22 protein-coding genes are annotated in these 20,138 nt (G+C 46.9%); 11 read left to right on the forward strand and 11 right to left on the reverse strand.

Features of this window, described 5'->3' with window-relative positions:
- The first annotated feature begins 166 nt into the window (after positions 1-166).
- From CUJ83_RS05255 to CUJ83_RS05285, 7 genes are all read left to right on the forward strand, one after another.
- The gene (locus tag CUJ83_RS05255) at positions 167-883 is read left to right on the forward strand and encodes a methyltransferase family protein (RefSeq protein WP_230741232.1); all 717 of its coding nucleotides are present in this window, start codon (positions 167-169) and stop codon (positions 881-883) included.
- 156 nt (positions 884-1,039) lie between these two features.
- The gene (locus CUJ83_RS05260) at positions 1,040-1,558 is read left to right on the forward strand and encodes a 4Fe-4S binding protein (RefSeq protein ID WP_230741233.1); all 519 of its coding nucleotides are present in this window, start codon (positions 1,040-1,042) and stop codon (positions 1,556-1,558) included.
- Positions 1,545-3,344: an aldehyde ferredoxin oxidoreductase family protein gene (locus CUJ83_RS05265; protein WP_230741234.1), complete on the forward strand. Its 1,800-nt coding sequence runs from the start codon at positions 1,545-1,547 to the stop codon at positions 3,342-3,344. The genes CUJ83_RS05260 and CUJ83_RS05265 overlap by 14 nt, the downstream gene beginning before the upstream one ends.
- A gap of 178 nt (positions 3,345-3,522) precedes the next feature.
- Complete coding sequence (locus CUJ83_RS05270; RefSeq protein WP_230741235.1) at positions 3,523-4,143, forward strand: methyltransferase family protein; 621 nt, start codon at positions 3,523-3,525, stop codon at positions 4,141-4,143.
- 104 nt (positions 4,144-4,247) lie between these two features.
- Positions 4,248-4,559: a hypothetical protein gene (locus tag CUJ83_RS05275; protein WP_230741236.1), complete on the forward strand. Its 312-nt coding sequence runs from the start codon at positions 4,248-4,250 to the stop codon at positions 4,557-4,559.
- A gap of 162 nt (positions 4,560-4,721) precedes the next feature.
- Positions 4,722-5,510: a flavodoxin family protein gene (locus CUJ83_RS05280; protein ID WP_230741237.1), complete on the forward strand. Its 789-nt coding sequence runs from the start codon at positions 4,722-4,724 to the stop codon at positions 5,508-5,510.
- A gap of 77 nt (positions 5,511-5,587) precedes the next feature.
- Entirely contained in the window at positions 5,588-6,220 is a 633-nt protein-coding gene (locus CUJ83_RS05285; protein ID WP_230741238.1) for an HIT family protein, read from the forward strand.
- A gap of 1 nt (position 6,221) precedes the next feature.
- Here CUJ83_RS05285 and CUJ83_RS05290 read toward each other — a convergent pair whose 3' ends face one another.
- A complete protein-coding gene (locus CUJ83_RS05290; protein WP_230741239.1) occupies positions 6,222-7,091 on the reverse strand; it encodes an ABC transporter ATP-binding protein in 870 nt (289 codons plus the stop codon).
- Between the two features lie 45 nt (positions 7,092-7,136).
- On the opposite strand from CUJ83_RS05290, the gene CUJ83_RS05295 reads away from it, so the two are divergent.
- A complete protein-coding gene (locus CUJ83_RS05295; RefSeq protein ID WP_230741240.1) occupies positions 7,137-8,942 on the forward strand; it encodes an ABC transporter permease in 1,806 nt (601 codons plus the stop codon).
- Positions 8,942-9,982 (forward strand): ABC transporter permease, encoded by a 1,041-nt coding sequence (locus tag CUJ83_RS05300; protein WP_230741241.1) that lies wholly within the window; start codon positions 8,942-8,944, stop codon positions 9,980-9,982. The genes CUJ83_RS05295 and CUJ83_RS05300 overlap by 1 nt, the downstream gene beginning before the upstream one ends.
- Before the next feature lie 451 nt (positions 9,983-10,433).
- On the opposite strand, the gene CUJ83_RS05305 is transcribed toward CUJ83_RS05300, so the two are convergent.
- Together CUJ83_RS05305 and CUJ83_RS05310 are read right to left on the reverse strand one after the other, a co-directional pair.
- The gene (locus CUJ83_RS05305; protein ID WP_230741242.1) at positions 10,434-11,249 is read right to left on the reverse strand and encodes an MBL fold metallo-hydrolase; all 816 of its coding nucleotides are present in this window, start codon (positions 11,247-11,249) and stop codon (positions 10,434-10,436) included.
- Between the two features lie 133 nt (positions 11,250-11,382).
- The gene (locus CUJ83_RS05310; protein WP_230741243.1) at positions 11,383-11,712 is read right to left on the reverse strand and encodes a hypothetical protein; all 330 of its coding nucleotides are present in this window, start codon (positions 11,710-11,712) and stop codon (positions 11,383-11,385) included.
- A 105-nt stretch (positions 11,713-11,817) separates the two neighbouring features.
- On the opposite strand from CUJ83_RS05310, the gene CUJ83_RS05315 reads away from it, so the two are divergent.
- A complete protein-coding gene (locus tag CUJ83_RS05315; RefSeq protein ID WP_230741244.1) occupies positions 11,818-12,225 on the forward strand; it encodes a pyridoxamine 5'-phosphate oxidase family protein in 408 nt (135 codons plus the stop codon).
- Positions 12,226-12,542: 317 nt separating this feature from the next.
- Here the strand turns inward: CUJ83_RS05315 and CUJ83_RS05320 are convergent, their stop codons facing one another.
- The 8 genes from CUJ83_RS05320 to CUJ83_RS05355 all read right to left on the reverse strand — a co-directional run bounded on the left by CUJ83_RS05320 (position 12,543) and on the right by CUJ83_RS05355 (position 19,024).
- A complete protein-coding gene (locus tag CUJ83_RS05320) occupies positions 12,543-13,193 on the reverse strand; it encodes a response regulator (RefSeq protein ID WP_230741245.1) in 651 nt (216 codons plus the stop codon).
- Between the two features lie 151 nt (positions 13,194-13,344).
- Complete coding sequence (locus tag CUJ83_RS05325) at positions 13,345-13,722, reverse strand: hypothetical protein (protein ID WP_230741246.1); 378 nt, start codon at positions 13,720-13,722, stop codon at positions 13,345-13,347.
- A gap of 158 nt (positions 13,723-13,880) precedes the next feature.
- Entirely contained in the window at positions 13,881-14,345 is a 465-nt protein-coding gene (locus tag CUJ83_RS05330) for a 4Fe-4S binding protein (protein ID WP_230741247.1), read from the reverse strand.
- Between the two features lie 4 nt (positions 14,346-14,349).
- Positions 14,350-15,429 carry a hydrogenase large subunit gene (locus CUJ83_RS05335; protein WP_230741248.1) on the reverse strand — a complete coding sequence of 360 codons (1,080 nt, stop codon included), beginning with the start codon at positions 15,427-15,429 and terminating at the stop codon, positions 14,350-14,352.
- A 1-nt stretch (position 15,430) separates the two neighbouring features.
- Positions 15,431-15,766, reverse strand: a complete 336-nt coding sequence (locus CUJ83_RS05340; protein ID WP_230741249.1) for an NADH-quinone oxidoreductase subunit C — start codon at positions 15,764-15,766, stop codon at positions 15,431-15,433.
- Positions 15,766-16,236 carry an NADH-quinone oxidoreductase subunit B family protein gene (locus CUJ83_RS05345; RefSeq protein WP_230741250.1) on the reverse strand — a complete coding sequence of 157 codons (471 nt, stop codon included), beginning with the start codon at positions 16,234-16,236 and terminating at the stop codon, positions 15,766-15,768. Before CUJ83_RS05345 ends, CUJ83_RS05340 begins: the two co-directional genes overlap by 1 nt.
- Positions 16,233-17,117, reverse strand: coding sequence for a respiratory chain complex I subunit 1 family protein (locus CUJ83_RS05350; RefSeq protein ID WP_230741251.1), 885 nt, complete (start codon positions 17,115-17,117; stop codon positions 16,233-16,235). The genes CUJ83_RS05345 and CUJ83_RS05350 overlap by 4 nt, the downstream gene beginning before the upstream one ends.
- Positions 17,114-19,024 carry an NADH-quinone oxidoreductase subunit 5 family protein gene (locus CUJ83_RS05355; protein WP_230741252.1) on the reverse strand — a complete coding sequence of 637 codons (1,911 nt, stop codon included), beginning with the start codon at positions 19,022-19,024 and terminating at the stop codon, positions 17,114-17,116. The genes CUJ83_RS05350 and CUJ83_RS05355 overlap by 4 nt, the downstream gene beginning before the upstream one ends.
- Before the next feature lie 415 nt (positions 19,025-19,439).
- Between CUJ83_RS05355 and CUJ83_RS05360 the strand changes: the two genes are divergently transcribed.
- On the forward strand, positions 19,440-20,111 hold the full coding sequence (locus tag CUJ83_RS05360) for an HAD family hydrolase (protein ID WP_230741253.1): 672 nt from the start codon (positions 19,440-19,442) through the stop codon (positions 20,109-20,111).
- Positions 20,112-20,138: the final 27 nt, after the last annotated feature.

Consider the following 20,138-nt stretch of genomic DNA (forward strand, 5'->3'; position numbering starts at 1 on the left):
AATGTACGTGACATTTGCATTTATCCTATGGTAAAAGGGCCTGGTGAAGGGGTTCATGCGAGCTTCCACGAAAATATGCAATCTATTACATTAGGCCTAGAAGGTAAGCCTTTTATGATGCTAATGACAAAATCATAATGCTTTTCAGTATTGGGGTTCGGTTAAAGTGGACGCAGTACCTGATGTAAATTCATCCGGCAATATCAGCGGCATAGTTAGATGGATCATAAAGACCTCAATTGGAATTATACTCTTAGCGCTGGCCATGTTCATATCATCAGGCAGGCTTGACTGGATGATGGCGTGGGCTTTTCTGGGCATTGTAGTGATAGATAATGCCATACTCGGGATATATGCGTCAATAAAGTGCCCGGAATTACTGGAAGAGCGCTCCCGGATGAAAGAAGGTACAAAGGAATGGGATAAGATCCTTGCGCCGCTTGTGGCCCTTGTCGTCCCTATATTCATATGGATCGCTGCCGGACTGGACTATCGCTTCGGGTGGTCGCCCGAAATTCCAGTCGAGATCCAGGTCGTTTTTCTGGCCGTAGCTCTTCTGGGGTCGTTGCTTACGACGTGGGCTATGGTCACTAACAGGTTCTTCGCCCCTACAGTCCGGATACAGGATGAAAGGGGCCAAACTACGGTCACGTCAGGCCCTTATCGTTTTGTCCGGCATCCCGGTTATCTGGGAGTCATCATATTTGACCTCGCTACTCCTGTCGCGCTCGGATCTTTTTGGGCTTTTATCCCGGCGTTGATAGTTACCATATTATTTTTCATAAGGGCTTTCCTGGAAGACGATACTCTAAAGAATGAGTTGCCGGGGTACAGGGACTATGCGGTAAAGGTCCGCTACCGCCTCATTCCGGGACTGTGGTAAACAAGCCCCGTCAAAGCATAGATTCATCCCTGATCTTTTTATCGGGCGTTAATAATTTTATATATGGCTGTTATTTCCTCGGAATTTATTGTTTCTACACTAATCATAGTCGGAAAGTATTCATGATTATATTAATTCATATATTGTTTCATTGATATGACGGAACAAAAGGAAGAGAAGAAACGGACAAAGAACGTTAGATTGCGTATAGTGGACATCGACAGGTGCGTCGGCTGCCAGAACTGTATGTTCGCATGCTCCAGAAGGACCGGCAATGCAGGGCTTGAAAAATCCTGTATAGGCGTCAGGTCCGTAGGCGGCATGGAACGCGGGTTCGTCGTGGTGGTATGCAGGGCCTGCGAGGATCCCCCGTGTGCAAAGGTGTGTCCCGTAGACGCGATAACTGTCAGGGAAGAAGGCGGCGTCAGGATAGACCTGAATAAATGCATCGGGTGCAAGAACTGTCAGGACGCATGCCCGCTCGGCGCCATATTCTGGGACAAGGAATCAAATAAGCCGCTGGTATGCGTTTATTGCGGATATTGCGCCCAGTACTGTCCGCATAATGTTCTGGCTCTGGAAAAGACCGAAGTCTCAACCGGATCAACGAAAGAAGCATCAAAGGAAGAGGAGAAGGAAGAGGAGAAGGAGGCTGCCAAGGGTGTTACCGCATGACCCGCTGTCCAGGGTCCTTTACATAGACCTGACAAAGAAGAGTTTCAAGGTGAAGGACCGTAGTGATCTTTTTGAAAAGTATATCGGCGGCGCAGGCGTAGGTATACAGCTTTTGAAGGAAGAGTGCCCTAAAGGGATCGACCCATACGACCCCTCCAATCCTATCGTATTCGCGGTAGGCCCGCTCACGTCTTTGTTCCCGTTAGCGTCTAAGACCGTAGCCATGTTCAAATCTCCCCATACCGGATATCTCGGAGAAAGCCACGCAGGCGGTCGAAGCGCAGTGGCCATACGAATGGCCGGCTATGGCGCCCTGGTGATTAAAGGCTCAAGCTCCAGGCCAGTATATCTGGCCATACATGAGGATAGTATCAACTTCCGCGACGCTTCTGCGCTGTGGGGAATGGAGAGTAACTTTACCGTCGGACGTATCATCAGGGAGAACGAGCCTGCGGCCGGCATGAGAACTATCATGCGTATAGGGAAGGCGGGTGAAAAGCTCGTATCATATGCGTGCGTCACCACAGAGTCTTACCGCCATTTCGGCAGGCTTGGGCTCGGGGCTGTCTTCGGCAGCAAGAAACTTAAAGCTGTCCTTGTATCGGGCAAGCGGACCATACCCACGGCCAATAAATCGGAATACCGGAAGCTATACGATGAGCTTTATCATACCGCCGTCGAGTCCCCGCTGATGAAGAAATATCATGACCTGGGTACGGCGGAAAACATCGAGCCGCTAAACATGCTCGGCGGCATGCCGACAAGAAATCTTCTCACGGCAAAATTCGAGAGCGCGAAAGAAATTTCGGGTGACTCCATTGCCGAGAACTATCTCGGAAGGAGACTTGCCTGCTCCCATTGTCCTGTGGGGTGCATACATATCGCGGCACTGAGAATACCGTACGAGGACGAGACGTATTTCTATAAGACCTCGATGATCTCATACGACTATGAGCCTATTTACGCGCTGGGCACTATGCTTGGCGTCTCGGACCCCAAAGGTCTGCTAAAGCTTATGGACCACGTAGAGTCGTGGGCGCTGGACGCGATGACGACCGGTGTCGTGCTCGCATGGGCTACAGAGGCGTTTGAAAAAGGACTGGTATCAGAAAAGGATACTATGGGGCTCAAGTTAGCGTGGGGCGATTATAACACTTACATTAAGGCGGCTCACAACATAATGGATCAGCCTAATGATTTCTATGCTGCGCTGGCAAGGGGCGTGGAGCACGCGTCATCGATATACGGCGGGAGTGATTTTGCCCTGTCTTTCGGTAAGAACGAGATGGCGGGATACCATACCGGGCCGGGCACGCATGTCGGCCATCTGATAGGAGCGCGGCACAGCCACCTGGATAACGCCGGATACAGCGTTGATCAAAAGATACTTGCAAAAAAGCAGCTTTCTCCCGAAGAGCTTGCCGATGCCCTGATGGAAGAAGAAAAATGGAGACAGATACTGTCAAGCCTTACTATATGCTTCTTTGCCAGGGGCATATATACGCCTGAAGTGACGCTAAGGGCGTTAAAGTTGACTGGCTTTGAACTGGCCAAAGAAGATCTTGACCGCATAGGCGACGAGATACTCCGGGAGAAGAACCGGTTCAAGGTGCGCGAAGGCTTCAGCCTGGACAATGTCCGCATACCGAAGAGGATATTCGAGACACCGACGCCGCTGGGCCAGCTTGACGAAGCGTTCATACGTAAGGCAGTGGAGCATTTCAAGAAAAAGATGCTGGAAGAGGTAGCTCCTGAGAAAGGCGGGGCAGAGAAGGCGGAGGCATAGGCTTCAAAACCTGTCCGCCCTCATCCTGTTCCTTATTTGTATACTTAATTTCATGATATGATTATTATTATTGTTTTAATACGTTTTAAACCGATATTAATTTCATAAAAATTAATTTTTCCCCATATTAAAGATAAGTATAAATCCATGACCGCTTAATAAATGATGGCAAAATATCATGATGAGCACCGTCTGGGATTATTATGGACTGTGGTGGGCAGTCGCCATCTGGGTTCTTTTATACGGGTTATTCATATTTTTCATTCCGTTCTATAAAAAGAGCCATATTATACCATCAAGCGCATATCTTGCATTTATCGTCGCATTTGCGGTCGAGATGTACGGGTTACCTTTCAGCATGTACATGATATCCTGGCTTTTTGGCTTTATCCTGCCTGTAGGCGTATTCTGGGGCCATACCCTTGTTTTGTATATCGGTGATCTTGGTATGTATGCCGGGATCCTGTTAACTCTCATAGGCATCTTTATGATAGTCTTCGGATGGAAAGATGTATATATGCACTACTGGAGCAAGAAAAAGGGCGAGGGAAGCCTGGTCAAGGAAGGCATATATGCATATGTCCGCCATCCGCAGTATACCGGCCTTCTTCTCATATCGCTCGGAATGCTTGTCCAGTGGGCGACCATTCCCCTGCTATTCATGTGGCCGGTACTTGCGATCCTGTATTACCGGCTGGCTAAAAAGGAAGAACTCAGCATGGAGGAAGAATTCGGACAGGATTATACTGATTATAAAAATAAGACCTATATGTTCCTGCCTTACAGGCTTCGGAAATAATAAAGCAGCTACACATTGATATCCTATTTACTTGCGGTATAGTCTTTCTATAAATTTAATAAACGAAATTCCTATAGTGTTCACCATAAGCCGTAGTGATGAACATGCTGTCGATATCGGTTATCACAGAGATAATAAGTATTATAAAAGTGCTGCTTGAGGGGATCTTTTCTTTGACGCCAAAAAAGAGCACGGTCCCCGACGACTTTGACAGCATGCATAACATAGCGATGGAGAAGGCCAGAATGGACGCAGCGCCATTATACCGGGAAATGCAAAAGCTGTCAAGAAGGATGTGCGGGCGGGATGCGATAAGGTATCGCAGAAAAAAGGAAAAAGAGATCAACAGGTTCATTGCGGAAAGGACACAGCATTACATTAACGTTCAGATAGAGCTGAGCAGGATAAAAAGATGATAACTCAATAGATCGATGTATGCTATTTTAGCGATATGAAGTTCATTATACATGCAGTCCGCTTGTAAAAAAGATATGCTGTAGTAGTAAATGTATATATAATATCACAAAACCTTGTAACGCTAAGGAACCTGTAATCAGGCCATGTAAAAAGGTAGTACTATGAAAGTGCTGGCTATAATGGGGAGCCCAAAAGGCAAAGGTAACGGCTATAAGGTCGTTCGCAGGATCGAAGAGAACATGAAGCAAACAGGCGACGTCGAGTTCGAATATCTCTTTCTTAAAGAAGCGAACCTCGGCCTCTGCAAGGGCTGTTTTGTATGCGTGCCAAAAGGAGAGCGCCTCTGCCCGCTAAAGGATGACAGGGAAAAGATCGAACAAAAGATACTGGATTCGGACGGAGTTATATTATCCTCCCCCGGCTATGTATTCAACGTAAGCTGGCTGATGAAAAATTTCATCGACAGGTTCGCGTACTCTAATCACAGGCTCAGGTTTTTCAATCAAAAGGTTTTACTTGTGGCTAACAGCGGCGGTGCCGGGCTTGAAGAGACTCTCAAGTCCATGAGAAACGCGCTGGGAGGCGCGAAAATCGTTTATGAACTGGCGGTCCCGACGCCTCCATGGCCTGTCACTCCCGGAATGGAGCAAAAGAACGAGAAAAAGATAGGAGAAGCATCGAAAAAGCTGCATGACGCCATGCTCGTAAAGACGCTGTCACCGCCGAAATTAAATGATTATATGCGTTTCAAGTTCTTGAAGACCATATCCTCAGAGGTAAAAGAGTATCTTCCGGCCGACTATGAGTTTTACAAGGATAAGGAATACTACTATGATACAAAGATAAGCCTTTATAATAAGGTCATGTCCTCGATACTTTTCAGGATAGCCATGACCTTTATGAAAGACATGGGGCCGAATAAAGAGGCAATGAAAAAGGAAAATAAATAAAATACGAGAATAGAAAAGTGTTTTTCCTTTTCGGAAAATATATAATATCAGTATTTAAAAAGGTATATGGGATAGCAGTGCTAGAAAAAATGAATGACCGGCCAGAGGCGATGATCATGGATGATGTCGGCTCAATACTCACTTCATCCGTTCTCGATAGAAGCGGCGCCGTATCCCGGCCTTTTAAAGTCAACTATGACGAAGAATGCAGTTTTTGTAAAAAGAACAGGCAAATAGTGCTGGTCAACGAAGAGTATGAGCACCCGGAGCCCACGTTCATAAAGAGGATGCCGGCGAGCGTGGCCGCGCTGAGCTATGACCAGGATCATTTTGGCAGGTCCGTCGTCATATTGAGGGACCATGAGACCGACCTGAACTACGTTCTAAAGAATAAGCTATTGATATTCATGGCTTTTCTTGAGGATGTATCTGCCGTCGTAGACGCGATCCAGGCGGTATGCAAAGCGGACCGGATCAATTATGCGATATACATGAACCTCCACGACCATCTCCATGTTCATCTTATCCCGCGGTACCGGTCCGAAGGAGAGAATTTCAACAAACCTCCCTTTTTTTCGGGGAGAAGTGAAATGGACGCTGATTTCGATTACAGGTCGCTTGCGCTTAAAATAAGGAAAAACCTGGCAGTCGAGCCGTCTACGTTAAGCAGTTATGTGGAGAAGATAATAAACGACGGTCTCCCGTCCTGATCTAAGCCATCAGTTTGACATAGATGTCTTCCAGCGCGGACTGTTTTATCGACAGGTCTATCAATGCCCAGTTATTTTCCGAGATGTTCTTAAGTACTGATGCCATCTCGCCGATACTTGTCGTCTTGAAAATATAATTACCGTCGCTGCGCTCATAGTCAAGGTTATCGCCGGACCAGAATATTACCTCGTATTCTCTTGAGCCCAGGCTTTTGCGTATCGAGTCCATCGTATCGCAGACCAGTAACTTTCCGCCTTTGATTATAGCGACGCGGTCGCATATGTATTCTACGTGAAACAGGTTATGGGCGCTCAATAAAATCGTCTTGCCCTGTCCCTTCAGGTTTTTAAGGTAATCGATGATAAAGAACGACGTGAGCGGGTCCAGCCCGGAGTTCGGCTCGTCGAATATCAGCAGTTTTGGGTCGTGCAGGAGCGAACGGGCTATCGCCACTTTTCTTTTCATTCCTTTTGAAAATTCTCCCGTAAGCTTATTCTGCTCATCGAGCTTTAGCGCCTTAAGAAGCATGTCTATACGCTTTTTAGCGTCTTTCGAAGGCATCCCGTAGAGCTCAGAAAAGAATAAAAGGTACTCACTTGCGGTCATATTCTCGTACAGCGGGCTTTCCTCAGGAAGGTATCCTATGTATCGCTTAACATAAGTGCTTTCTTTGGCCATGTCCTTCCCCATCACGTGTATCGATCCATACGTGGGGGCCGTCAGCCCGGCTATCATTTTTAAAGTCGTGCTTTTTCCGGCGCCATTGTGTCCTATTATTCCCAGTATCTCTCCTTCTTTTACCTCAAGGTCAAGGTTATCTACCGCTACAAAATCTTTATATAACTTAGTGACGCCTTTCAGTTTAATCATTAACTTTCAATTATCCAGAATAATTAAAAAGCTTTCGTGTCGGCGATGAAAAATATTCTCACTTTGGCAAAGCGGGAGACCAGGCGGTTCAGGTCACGGTTCACTGGGCGCTCGAGACTGATCGTGCTACTGATACTTGCCATATCCCTGGCGTTATCCTACATGGTCTTTCAGCAAGGGGTCACGCTGAGTAAAGACATATATACGATAGGTGTCTCTCCTGACGGGCCCGAAATCCTTGATAGCAGGTTCAATGTCATCGCACTGGACCGGCCGACCGGCTATCAGATGCTATATGATAAGACTATCGATGTTTTTATCGACGGCGATCTTGTCAAGAGCAGGTATGACGGTAGATCGCTTTATGCGGCCGGAGCTTTAAAGCAATATTTCGAGAAAGAGGAAATAACTCGCATAAAGGACCAGTATGATATTGATAAGGCTTTCCCGCTAAGGATAGAGATCAATTATCTCAGCGCACCGCAAGGCTCCCAATCGGGTCCGGGTGTTTCTACACCTCTGCCTCAGGCGTCATCAACTCCTTACGTCCCATCCTCATATCCTACATTAATCCCGACAGCGACTCCAGGGACCGGCGGATCGGCAATATTATCGCCGACGGGCACTCCGGACTCAACGGATGACGCAGTGAAAAAGCAAATAGAAAAGCTTGAGAGCGGGGATATGACGAATTTCAAGGCGGAGTTCGTCTCGGATAAGGAGATCATAGTCCCGTCATTGATGAACCCTCCCGTTCCGCTGGCCCAGGTCATAATAGCTTTCCTTTACATTGTGCCTATATTTTTCATAAGCATATTCTTCACCAGCAGCTTCATGGAGGAAAAAACTAACAGAAAGCTTAACATCCTCATATCCTCTCCTGTGACGCCGCTTGAGATCATCATAGGAAAGCTTTTACCTTATTTCCTGTTCTCGTTAGCCCTCACGATAGGGATCACACTATTCCTGAACGGGGATCTGCTGCTGGCACTGGCGATATTCATACCGATCATACTTTTTATATTCTCGATCTACCTGATGGTGGCATTGATATACCGGACATACAAGGACCAGACGTTCTTTTCGATGACGGCCATAACCTTCGTTACCGGGTATCTTGTTTTCCCCGCATTGTTCACCGGCGTAAATAAGCTGAGCTATATATCGCCTTTGACCCTTGCCGTGGAAATGTATCGGGGAGAAAGCTTCGGGATCATGGAATACCTGTTCTCTACGGGGCCGATGTACCTGGTGTTCTTGCTGACGATGTTCCTTGCGGTCAGGATGTTTAACGAGGAGTACCTGATGAGCTACGGGCCGCTTTACAGAAAGATCGCGGACGCCATATACCTGGCCATAAACAAAGACCATCCTTATGTTTCGATAGCAGTATTGAGCGCTTTGATAATTCCTGCGGTATTCATGGTACAGCTTGTGTTCGTCGCTCTTTCGGTAAACCTTCCTCCGGCTTACACTCTTGGAATATTATTGCTGCTTTGCGTAATCGTCGAGGAGATAGCAAAATCGGCAGGCATAGCGATGCTGATAGAGAACCGCAGAGCAGGCTCCGTAAAACAGGTGGCATTCCTGTCATTCTTTTCTGCGCTCGGTTTTCTGGCAGGCGAAAAACTTCTCCTGTTCCTGTCGCTGAGCGTCCTCTCAAGCGTTATGCTGATAGATGCGATGGGAAGCGCTAATCTGCTGATAATACCCTTGATCGCGCACTTTGTGTTCACACTCATCGTTTCGCTGACCGTCTTTAAGTTCAGGATCAGGTCGTACCCGTTCGCGATAATAGGCGGCTCATTGGTGCATTATCTATACAATCTTTACGTCCTGGGGATGATATAGTGAGCGGCTTTTCGTCGATATTGAAAAAAGAGATCAAGGCAGTGGCTAAAGAAAGGACAATAATCCTCGCGATAATCATACAGCTATTGATAGCATCTTTCTCGTCGGTCATACTTATAGGGCTGATGTCATTCTATGACCCTGACTCCATAGGCGAAAACACTAACATTAAGCTTAAGGTCGGCATCGTGGGCGATAGCTATAGCCCTCTCGTAGGCTATCTGGACGACAAGAGAGTTCGCACGGTGTATTTCTATTCTCAGCAGGATGCGGAAGAAGAGTTCAATAAAGGCTCTATTGATGCCATACTCCATATTCCCGAAAATAGGTCGGGCGTTACAGATATGAAGCTGTACCTGCCGGAGTCCGACTCAAAGTCTACAGTGATCCTGATGGTGTTAAAAGAGCCGCTTAAAAAGTACGAGAATTACCTGAGAGAATATAACGGGGTGGATGTTAAATATACTGACATCCGGGGTAAACAGAACACAACATACGAGTTCCTGTACACGTTTATCGTGCCGATGCTCATGCTGTTCCCTGCATTCATCGCGGGGAGCATCGTGATAGACACCCTGTCGGAGGAATTTGAGAACAAGACGCTGGATACATTATTGTCCGCTCCCGTATCATTGAACCAGATGCTGGGGGCAAAACTCACTGCAGCAGTGTTCATAGCTGCCGTGCAATGCATACTCTGGCCGATATTGCTGTTCTTTAACCATATCTACATACACAATGTCATACCGGTCATTTTACTCGCAGTGATAATAGCGGCGTTCATATCTGTCAGCTCAGGCATTCTCGCCATATTCTTCAAGGACCGGGAACGCTCGCAGTTCATCTATTCGATATTGCTGCTTTCGGCAGGAGCTGTGACATATTTCCTTAACCCGTCGCCTTTCAGCCTGATGGCGAGGCTGGCCGCGGGAGATATCTATGTCGGGATGGCGAACGTCCTGGCATACGCGGTTCCTGTCATAGTGATGCTGATATTGTTTTTCTTCTTATCGAATAAAATGTTCGCGGCAAAAAATTAGCATACAGGAATAAGATTTTTTACATAACGACGAGACAGATTGCGCAAGTTAACCACGAAGGGCTCCAGGGTTCACTATTTTTCACCAAAAAGCGCTCAACAGGCTCAAGGGTACACTAGCTTTCACCACAAAGCGCTCAATGGGCTCTAAGGACCACCAGTTTCCACCACGAAGCGCACAAAGTCGAATAAGGTACACAAAATTTTTCATATGACGATCTTCATAAAGAAGTCCTTTGTGAACCATCGAGCCCTTAGCGCCCTTCGTGGTGGAAACTGGTGGTCCTTGTTCGCCTTTGTGCGCTTCGTGGTGAAAAAAGTGTTCCATATTCATCTTTGTAGTATCTATAATCAATAATGCACCTATGATTCTTCAATAAAAGTGATCACGTGCGTAAAAACTTTAGTCGCTGTGTAAAAAATATTTTTACAATATCATCTGTAAAAAACATCTATCCTAAAAATCTTTCAAGAGTCATATCCTTCGGTCTTTCCGGGACTTTGCCAAGGTCCAGTCTCATGCCGTCCCCGGCCGCTATGGTGCGCACACCTGATTCGGCCTCAATCTTTTTCGCCACGGCCTCCGGGGATGCTTTTACGACCTGCATTCCGAAGTGGTTCAGTATGGCGACACCCGGTCTTGCTTTCTTCAATATATTGATGATGTCTATGGGGATAAGGTGCTGAAGCATCTTGACACGCGTCATCCTGACCATATTGATAATCAGGTAGTCGCATCCTTTGAACGCCTCAGGAAGCGCGTCAAAGTATTCAGTGTCGGCTATGTAGCCGATAGTTTTTCCGCCGAACGAAAATTTTAGCCCGTATGTTTCAACATCGGAATGCTCCAGTTTTGTCGCTGCTTCGATATCGACTTCTCCCAGAGAATACCTGAATGATTCCTTTAAAACCTTAATATTGCCTTTTATGTAAGTCCGCACATATCTGAGTACAACCGGGTCGTCCCCCTCGAGGCTGTCTCCCGGGGCTATGAGTATGCCTTTAGGCTTGAAGCCTCCTCCGGACATCGCCTCGATCATTATGTTGACATCGTTACTATGGTCGATATGCTTGTGCGACAGGACTATACAATCTATTCCTGCCGGGTCTATCCCGAGCTCCACGCATCTGAGCAGACATCCGGGGCCGGGGTCAAGGACTATCCTCTTTCCGTTGAGCTCAAGCCACATCCCGCCGCTTTTTCTTAGCTGGCTCGTTACGACCATTCTGCCGCCTGCCGTCCCCAGGAACACTATCTCAGACATCATCAAATAAATGGCCTGGGACAATTTAAAATTATCCTGGATCAGTTAAAGAAAATAATATCCTCGCCAGTTTGGTTTTTAAAGATGATGTGACTGGCATCAGGGTAAAAAAGGTTAATAGTATTTTAATGCAGGATCAATTGTCAGTCCCGGATTTCTCTCTCATCCACAGGTATTCGTCGTCATCCTGGACTATTTCGAACCTGTCCTTGAACGTGTCCTTTATGTAAGCGACCATCTCTTCCGGCGGCATCGCCAGGAATTCGCCGGTTACGATAGCCAGCTGCCTGTTACCCCCTGAAAGGTCGAACCCGAACGTAAAGAAATCCGTATCCTTGTCGAATATGAGGTCATCCCCTATCGTGACAAAATCACAGTTCTGAAGGTCCATGTTAACGTCCAGTACGATTCTCTTCGAGAATTCCGTCTTTTTCTCGACGATGTTCAATATTATCCTGTCCATCATCTGTTCTCCGATTAAAACATGTATATCATGGATAATATTGTTGTCGATTGCGCGAGTATGAAAAAATTAATAATTTACAAACGATAATATAATAATACTTAGAAGGTGAAAAGTTTGGTCAAACTGACGGAGGAAATTAAGGAATCCCTGAAAGGGGTAAAGACGATATACATGGCTACATGCTCCAATGATTGCATACCAAACGTAGCTCCGATGGGGGCCTATAAGCTTCTTGACGACGAGACGATGCTCATTTCGGATCAGTTCATGAACAAGACGATGAAGAACCTGGAACAGAACCAGAAAGTGGCGATATCCTACTGGGGCGAGAAGGGCGGCTATCAGATCAAAGGCGTCGCAGTAGTGCATAAGGACGACGATGTCTTTAAAGAGGATGTGGAATGGATAAAATCGGTGATGCCAAAGCTCACCCCAAAATCAGCCGTCGTGATAAGGATCACGGAAGTCTATTCGATAAAGCCCGGCACTGAAGCCGGTAAAAAGATACTGTAATACTTTTTTGCCGGGCAATGGGATCATTCGGACTTTTGCCCGGGAATATTATTTTTGCACATCATTGGTTTTGGATATGTTTGCCTGCGGGTAGTCAAAATATTTGGCAGAGTATTTGGCAGAGACAAAAAACTAAGTGCCGCGTCCCGTAAATCCGGTGGTTTATACGCTTATTTCGGACAGGGTATCGATGATAGTGGCTCAGGAGGCTGTACGTGGATGTACTGCATATCACATCTCTTTCAAATCTGATAATGGGCCGACGAATGACCGGGATACATTACTAAGGAAGAATAATATTTAAAAATAGTTTAACATCACTTTTGCGGCTTCATTATTATCTTTTCAAGTCTTTCCAGCTCTTCATCCTGGTGCTCTATGCCTTTCTTAAGGCTTGCCATGGTATTTTTCCATCCAGGGTTATCCTCAAGTCTCTTTTCAGTGTATATCTGAGATAACAGGACCAGTAACTTCTGGTTGGTACGGTTTTGAGTATAGATGCGCAGATACCTATCTTTCAGCTCTTCGATCATTTCACTTTTTACGCCCGATTTTCTTGCTATCTCGATAATGCGCTCCACTCTGGTCTTTGCCGTGAAAATGTCCTCGACCGCCTCTTTGAGCGTCGCAATGCTGACCGGCTTCATTATGTAGTTCTCGATGAGCTGAGCCCTGTCCCTGACGTCCTCAAGCGTAAGCGGCTTTGCGGTGACCATGATGATCGGTATTTCTTTTAATTGGGGGTCATTTTTTATCTCTGTGGCGACTTCCCAGCCGTCCATGTTTTCCATCATGATGTCCAGGAAAATAAGGTCCGGCCTTTCGCCGGCGGCGACCTCTATACATTCTTTTCCGCTGTAAGCTTTGAGCGTCTCATATCCTATGTGCCGGAGCATTCCTGTAATGATGTCGACGATGTCGGACTCATCGTCCGTGACCAGTATTCTTTTACCTGAGGTTTTAGTCATTGGTTCTTCTTCCCGCATAAAAGAGAATGATGCTTTTTCATATTATTTAACTGAAATATTATTTATAACTTTCAATATTACATTTAAAAAAGACAAAAAAACATATAATTTTTTTTAAATCCTTTTTTTAAAAGACCCGTAAATGGGTCTTTTATTGTTTCTCGGGCATCTTTTTCATGATAAAACTGATAACTGCTCCCATAAGCATGCCTGCCACGGCGAATGATGCCATTGTCGCATACGGATGAGCCTTTACGTTCTTTCTGATCATCTCTCTGTCTTTATTGACTTCCTGCTTTAATGCTTGCATAGTATATTTAGCCCTGGGAACTCCCTCAGACTCTATCATCTGTATGTCGTCCGCCGCCCTTTTCATGATATTCGCTATCCTGTACCCGACCTTTTCGCCGCTCTCTGCCATTTTTCCTGACATCCTGGAGCTCTTTCTCTCAAACTCTCTTGCGGCTCCTCTGAGCTTTTCTGATGCCATTTCTTCCCTGGGCCTTCTCAATTGACCAAATAATGCCATTCATGATCACCAGATATAATCTATTGTGCCGCACTATTAATCCTTATTAAAAGAAAAAATGCCAATATAACCCTATTTATAATAAAAAATCGAATTTTTTTAAAGGAATTACAAGAATAAAAAGTACTTAACAAAAAATAATTCAGAGAACGCCGGGCTTACTCACCTGGCTTGTTCTCTGTCTTTCCGGGAGCATCCTTTACAGGCTTCGCTTCCGCAGGGTTACCCTCTGCAGCGGCTTTCTTCGCCGCGGCTTCAGCCTTGCGCTTTTTGATGATGGGCGCATTCTCGTTAGTGACCAGTGTGAATACCGTAAGCCTATCCGTAGAGGGCTTTGTGTATACCTCGTTCTGGATTATCGCGTTTGTCGGGCATATCCTTACGCAATAGCCGCACCTTATGCATTGGGTGTTCAGGTACTCTATTTTGGTCTCTTCCTTATGGATCACGATGCAGTCGGCCGGACAGGATCTCTGGCACAGCCCGCAAAGTATGCATTTTGATCCGTCAAAGGACACATCTGCCCTTGTGCCCGGAAAATGCTGGTATGGCGTGAACGGGTAATTTGACGTGTAAGGCCTGCTTATCGCATTGTGGACTATGTTCTGCAATATCTTAAGCATGATTTCACCTGTCTATGCATCCTATGCAAGGATCGAACGTTACCGTGATGAACCCTACGTCTGCCAGGTGACAGCCTTTTACCAGCGGGACTATTCCCGGCGCGTTGCCGTACGTCGAAGTCCTGATCTTGACGCGGTCGAGCTCCTTTGATTTCTTGCCTCTTAGATAATAGAACAGCTCTCCTCTGGGGGCTTCAACTCTCGCGAAGTGCTCGCCTTCAGGCAGTGCCTTTGACTTGACGAATATCTCGTCAGGAGTGCCGTCCAGCAATGGCAGGCACTGGCGAATGATGTCAATGGACTGGAACCATTCTCTAACTCTGACTATGCTCCTGGCCCAGCAGTCGCCGTCCTTTTCTACGATAGGCTCCACCTTTACTTCATCATACATGATGTACGGGTCTGCATGCCTGACGTCATAAGCAACGTTGCTGCCCCTCGCGACCGGGCCTACGACCGCCAGGTCCCTGGCCAGCTTTTCGCTCATTATCCCTATGCCCTTCATTCTCTGCTTGATGGTGTAGCTGTTGACTATCATGTTCTCGAGGTCATGGCATTTTTTCTCAAGCTCATCGCAGAAGTCGCTCATTTCCTTTGCCATCTCGGGGCCGATGTTCCTCGTTACGCCCCCTACGATGTTATGCCCGTGTAACACGCGGTTACCGGTGACCCTTTCGAATACGTCGAGAACCGACTCTCTCGTTCGGAAGCACAGCATGAACAGGTTCTCGAACCCAATGGCCTCAAGGGTAAGCCCTACCGCGAGTATGTGGCTGTGAAGCCTTTCCAGCTCGCATATGATAGTCCTTATGATGGTCGCCCTGCGCGACACCTCAAGGTTCATGGTCTTTTCTGCCGCAAGGCAATAACATGTCGAGTGGTGTGTGCTGCATATCCCGCAGACTCTTTCTGCAAGGTAAGGGCCTTTATTATAGTCAAATTCGAATCTTTTCTCAATGCCCCTGTGTACAAAGCCTCCTTCATACTCAACGTCCTTGACGAATTCACCGTCGACGTTAAGCTTCAGCCTGATGGGCTCGACCCATACGGGGTGCTGCGGGCCGTACTGTATCGTCGTCTTCATCTTATTTCCTCCTTAACGGGGCCGTTATGCTCTCATGCAGGAAGAAGCGACCGGGCACGCCTACAACATGCAGCCCGAACATCTCCGCAAGCTCGTTCTCGGCAATGTAAGCGCCCTGCATTATCGGTGTTATGCTTTGTACCTCTTCATTGCCTCCTTTTTTAGGCACTATCAGTTTTAAGACCTCTGACTTGCCTATGCCGGTGTGGAAAAAGTACAGGACCTCGATGTTCTCGCCTAAGTCTTGTCCGGCGATCGTTATGATGCGGGCTCCGCTCTCCTTTAGCCTCTTTACCTCTTTTAGCAATTCTTCCTGAGTCAATACTTTGATGTCCATTACGCCACCCCCTTAGCCTTTGCCTTTTTATCTTCCAGGATCTTACGCTCTTTCTCATTCAGCATGTCCAGCGCGAGCACCAGCCCGTCTATGATGGCTTCAGGCCTCACGTTGCATCCGGGAACATAGACATCCACAGGAAGCACCTGGTCAAGCGCTCCGCAGTGCCCGTAGCATCCCTGGTATATGCCGCCTGTGCACGTACATGTCCCTACGGCCATGACTACTTTGGGGTCAGGCATCTGATTGTAAAGATTGGTGATGATCTCCTTATACTTCAGCGTCACGGGGCCTATCACGATCATAACATCGGCATGCTTCGGATTGTCCGTATTGTACACGCCGAACCTGGATACGTCATATCTCGGGGTCAGGCATGAAAGCAGCTCAAGGTTGCAGCCGTTACATCCGCCCGCGTTCACGTGAAGTACCCACGGTGATTTCTTTCTTGCGAACTCTATTATGCTCATACGATCCAGCTCCCTGTAACGATAATGTATGCGAGGTTAATTATCAACAATATCATTCCAACTATGTATACTTGTTTGAGCATCTGGTCGACGCGCAGCCTGGCCGTCGCGTTGTCCACTACCAGCGAGAACAGGAAGGCGAACACCATCAGGCCTATCCTGATGGGCCAGCTCTGTACGTAGAATAGCCCTATGAACCACAGTACGAAGAACATCTCGAAGAAGTGTCCTGTTTCTACTATGGCCAGATATTTGCCGGCGAACTCGATCGTCGGGCCCTGGGCTATTTCGCTATGGGCGGTCGATATGTCGAACGGAGATTTCCTGAACTTTATCGGGAGTATGACCAGCAGGGCTAAGAACGCCAGGGGAAGCGTGAACAGCAGGGGCTGTGACGCATCAAATATTGCTTCGACCTCGAAGCTTCCGGTGACCAGCCTTATCATGAACACTATCAGGAGCAGTATCGGCTCGTATGTCATCATCTGCATAAGCTCTCTCGTGGCTCCCACGAAGCTGAACTGGGACCTTGCGCTGTATCCGGCAAGCACCAGGAATATGAATGACAGGCCGAACACGAAGGTGACAACGAGCAGGTCATACTGGAACAGCAGCAGTGCCGTGCTCAAGACGACCGTTGAGGAATATGCCGATCCGAACACCAGGTAGCTCCTGTTGACTATCTTATCCTCTTTTCCGAACAGCTTCAGCATATCGTAGAACGGCTGAACGATCGGCGGACCACGCCTGTTCTGGAGCCTCGCCGTGAGCTTTCGGTCAATACCTATCAGAAGGCCTCCGATTATCGGTGATAATATCAGCAGGATAGTCGGTAAGATGTAGGGATATGCCCATGAGAATTGCGTTGTCGTCTCCATCATATTAACACCGCCAGGAAGAGGGCTATCATAAGCAATACTCCGATCGGGTCGAGGTATTTGAAGAGCTTTTCCTCTCCTATCATGTCTTCAAAGTATCCGCCCCCTAGCTCAGGCTCGACACCCGTGCCGCAGGACCATGGTTCCGATATCGACGTCTTTGGCACTTTTATCAGCACTAAAGGCACCAGTATTATCAGCAGGAATATTATCAGGAAGCTTAGCGGAGAGAACCCGCCTATGGCGCTCTGTATCGTAGGCCCGAAGATTAGCTGTGAAGGCTCGATCCCGTAAATGGCCGGCAGCTTGATCAGGCTATTGAAGAACGCCGTCGATAATGCCACGGATATGAAGATCCCTGCAGTAAGGACCAGCAAGGGCAACTCCATGTACCAGTCCCTGTGGGCCGGTTTATCCGATTTATCCAGCGGCCTGGCTGCAAGAAGCTTACCTGCCCATCTGGCGTAGTAGAACACCGAGAAGATGCTTCCGAATATTATGAAGAATATGTCAATCAGCGAAAAGCTTACCTGGCTGAAAGTGGACACCGACTGGAAAGCCAGCCATTTGCCCACGAATATGCCGAACGGTGGAGCCATAAGGGAAATGAGGCCTATCACCGTGATCAGCGCTACAAGGGGCATCTTCTTGATCAGGCCTTCCATGGCCTCTATGCTCCTTGAGCCGATGTCATGCTGGATCTTGCCCACGCAAAGGAAAAGCAGACCTTTCGACACCGCGTGGAAGACCAGCAGGGCTACCGCCGCTGTAAGGGCTAAAGCAGTATTTATGCCGGCGCACAAAGCTATCAGTCCAAGATAGCTTATGGTCGAATACGCGAGTATGCGTTTTGAGTCGGTCTGCGAGATAGCGAGAAGGGCGCAGAACATGAAAGAGAAGCCGCCGATCACCGCTATCGTGGTCGAGACCGCAGAGCCGATTATGAATGGGGCTATCCTTATCAACAGGTACACTCCCGCGTTCACCATCGTCGATGAGTGTAATAAGGCGGATACTGGTGTAGGGGCTACCATCGCTCCGGTCAGCCATGAATTGAACGGCATTATGGCGGACTTCGTCATCGCGCCGAATGCCAGGCATGCGAACGGTAACACGATCGCGGATGCCGGCAGGAATGACAGCGGTCCAGGAAGCGTGCCGTTCGCGGCGATCAGTTCGGACAGGTATTTTGTGCCATACATCGATTCTATGAGCAATATGCCCGTTATCAGGGCGACGCCTCCGAGCAGGTTCATCCACAATGCCCTGTCGGATGCCTTGATTGACTCTTCGTTGCGGTAGTGGCGTATCAAAAGGAATGAACACAGCGTCGTGCCTTCCCAGAAGAAGAACAGCCATGTAAGGTCGTTCGTGAAGACCAGGGCGTTCATTATGCCCAGGAATCCCATCATGACCAGGAAAAATGGCGCGGGTCTCTTATCATCCTTCATATATCCTATGGAATATATCAGGATAGCTGAGCCGATCAATGATACTATCAGGCACATCACTATGGCCAGCTCATCGATGACGAACGTGCTAACGCCCGCGTGCTCTGTCCCCGGCATCAGGAACTCGACGTACGTGAGCGGTATGAGCTGAAGGATTACAAGGGCGACTGCCTTGTATTCTTTATCCTTGATACCGAACCATAAAAGTGTTAATAATAACAGATAATCAAGTAATATTATAATAGGCGAAATTGGTATCGTTACGCCCGCAAGGTCTATTGATTCAACGGCCAGTTCCACCGGGCCGCCGGCCAGCACCAACAGGGACGCTACCGACAGTACCACTGCACATAATATTATGATATATTTCTTAATATTATAGCCGGGCACCAGGTAGGTTATTATGCCGAGTAATATCGGCACTATTATCGTAAGTATTAGCAGTAATGATCCTTCCATATGCTACACCAGGCAATGAATGAATATACATTTACAATCATGATATATAAATTGAATGATAGGCACTATTAGACTCAATTTGGTATTATTATTCAAAAATATGTGATATTAATGGTTAAATCAGCAAAATATGCTTTTATAATATTTTAAAATCATTTTTAATCTAAATTTATCGTTTAAAATCCTCAAAGTTCAGCAACACTGTCATATGCTAACACATAATAATATTTTATATGGTCTGGAAAATTTTAACCTTATTATTCGCCTTATTTTAAATAATGGAGACATATTTTATCTTATCTTTTATAAAAAATGTCATAAAATCCTCATTTTTCATTTAATATTACTTTGCTTTATATACATGCAGGATACTTTTTGGGTAATGGTTAAATTCACCACGGGATAAATAGGATATATGAATAACATCCGGCTGGTAGTAAGTGATTTCGATAGGACCTTTACGGATGGCTCACTGTACTTTGCCCCTGATCTGATAGATGCTATCCTTAACCTTAAAAGAAAAGGGGTGCGATTTTCTATAGTGTCCGGAAGGAAATTTTCTTTTATGCGGGATATTTTCGATGATATGGGACACTTTCTGGATTCTTTCGTCGCCGAGAACGGATGTGTCGGCTTTTTCGAAGACAGGAAACATTTCCTGTGTGAAGAGGTCGACCGGGATAAACTCCTAAAAAGACTTGAACGGAAGAATGTACCTTACGATGCCGGTGATGTCGTAGTATCGGTCCATCACGGTTATGGGAAGGAACTGGACGAGTCCTTAAAGAGTATGGAAAACATGTTCCATGTCATTAAAAACGTGGACTCACTGATGGTGCTTCCTTACGGGGTGTCTAAGGGTACTGGCGTGAAGTGGCTGTCCGGACTGTACGGTGTATCTGCTACAGAAACGGCGTGTATCGGTGATGCCGAGAACGATCTGGAAATGAGGGAGTATTGCTGCATGCTCGGTGCGGTCTCGAACGCGCTTCCTTCCATGAAAGAAAAAGCCGATTACGTGACCCGCGGCATGTTCGGGAACGGTCTGAAAGAATTTTTAGAGTTCATTAATAATAATCACGGCTAATATATACAATAAATTTTATTATAATAT

Source organism: Methanooceanicella nereidis (assembly GCF_021023085.1).
Taxonomy (GTDB): Archaea; Halobacteriota; Methanocellia; order Methanocellales; family Methanocellaceae; genus Methanooceanicella; species Methanooceanicella nereidis.

Bases quoted from the DNA above. Each gene is read 5' to 3' on its own strand.
- CUJ83_RS05260 (WP_230741233.1), top strand. From the start codon at position 1,040: ATGACGGAACAAAAGGAAGAGAAGAAACGGACAAAGAACGTTAGATTG.
- CUJ83_RS05270 (WP_230741235.1), top strand. From the start codon at position 3,523: ATGATGAGCACCGTCTGGGATTATTATGGACTGTGGTGGGCAGTCGCC.
- CUJ83_RS05275 (WP_230741236.1), top strand. From the start codon at position 4,248: ATGCTGTCGATATCGGTTATCACAGAGATAATAAGTATTATAAAAGTG.
- CUJ83_RS05280 (WP_230741237.1), top strand. From the start codon at position 4,722: ATGAAAGTGCTGGCTATAATGGGGAGCCCAAAAGGCAAAGGTAACGGC.
- CUJ83_RS05290 (WP_230741239.1), bottom strand. From the start codon at position 7,091: ATGATTAAACTGAAAGGCGTCACTAAGTTATATAAAGATTTTGTAGCG.
- CUJ83_RS05295 (WP_230741240.1), top strand. From the start codon at position 7,137: ATGAAAAATATTCTCACTTTGGCAAAGCGGGAGACCAGGCGGTTCAGG.
- CUJ83_RS05305 (WP_230741242.1), bottom strand. From the start codon at position 11,249: ATGATGTCTGAGATAGTGTTCCTGGGGACGGCAGGCGGCAGAATGGTC.
- CUJ83_RS05310 (WP_230741243.1), bottom strand. From the start codon at position 11,712: ATGATGGACAGGATAATATTGAACATCGTCGAGAAAAAGACGGAATTC.
- CUJ83_RS05320 (WP_230741245.1), bottom strand. From the start codon at position 13,193: ATGACTAAAACCTCAGGTAAAAGAATACTGGTCACGGACGATGAGTCC.
- CUJ83_RS05325 (WP_230741246.1), bottom strand. From the start codon at position 13,722: ATGGCATTATTTGGTCAATTGAGAAGGCCCAGGGAAGAAATGGCATCA.
- CUJ83_RS05330 (WP_230741247.1), bottom strand. From the start codon at position 14,345: ATGCTTAAGATATTGCAGAACATAGTCCACAATGCGATAAGCAGGCCT.
- CUJ83_RS05335 (WP_230741248.1), bottom strand. From the start codon at position 15,429: ATGAAGACGACGATACAGTACGGCCCGCAGCACCCCGTATGGGTCGAG.
- CUJ83_RS05340 (WP_230741249.1), bottom strand. From the start codon at position 15,766: ATGGACATCAAAGTATTGACTCAGGAAGAATTGCTAAAAGAGGTAAAG.
- CUJ83_RS05345 (WP_230741250.1), bottom strand. From the start codon at position 16,236: ATGAGCATAATAGAGTTCGCAAGAAAGAAATCACCGTGGGTACTTCAC.
- CUJ83_RS05350 (WP_230741251.1), bottom strand. From the start codon at position 17,117: ATGATGGAGACGACAACGCAATTCTCATGGGCATATCCCTACATCTTA.
- CUJ83_RS05355 (WP_230741252.1), bottom strand. From the start codon at position 19,024: ATGGAAGGATCATTACTGCTAATACTTACGATAATAGTGCCGATATTA.
- CUJ83_RS05360 (WP_230741253.1), top strand. From the start codon at position 19,440: ATGAATAACATCCGGCTGGTAGTAAGTGATTTCGATAGGACCTTTACG.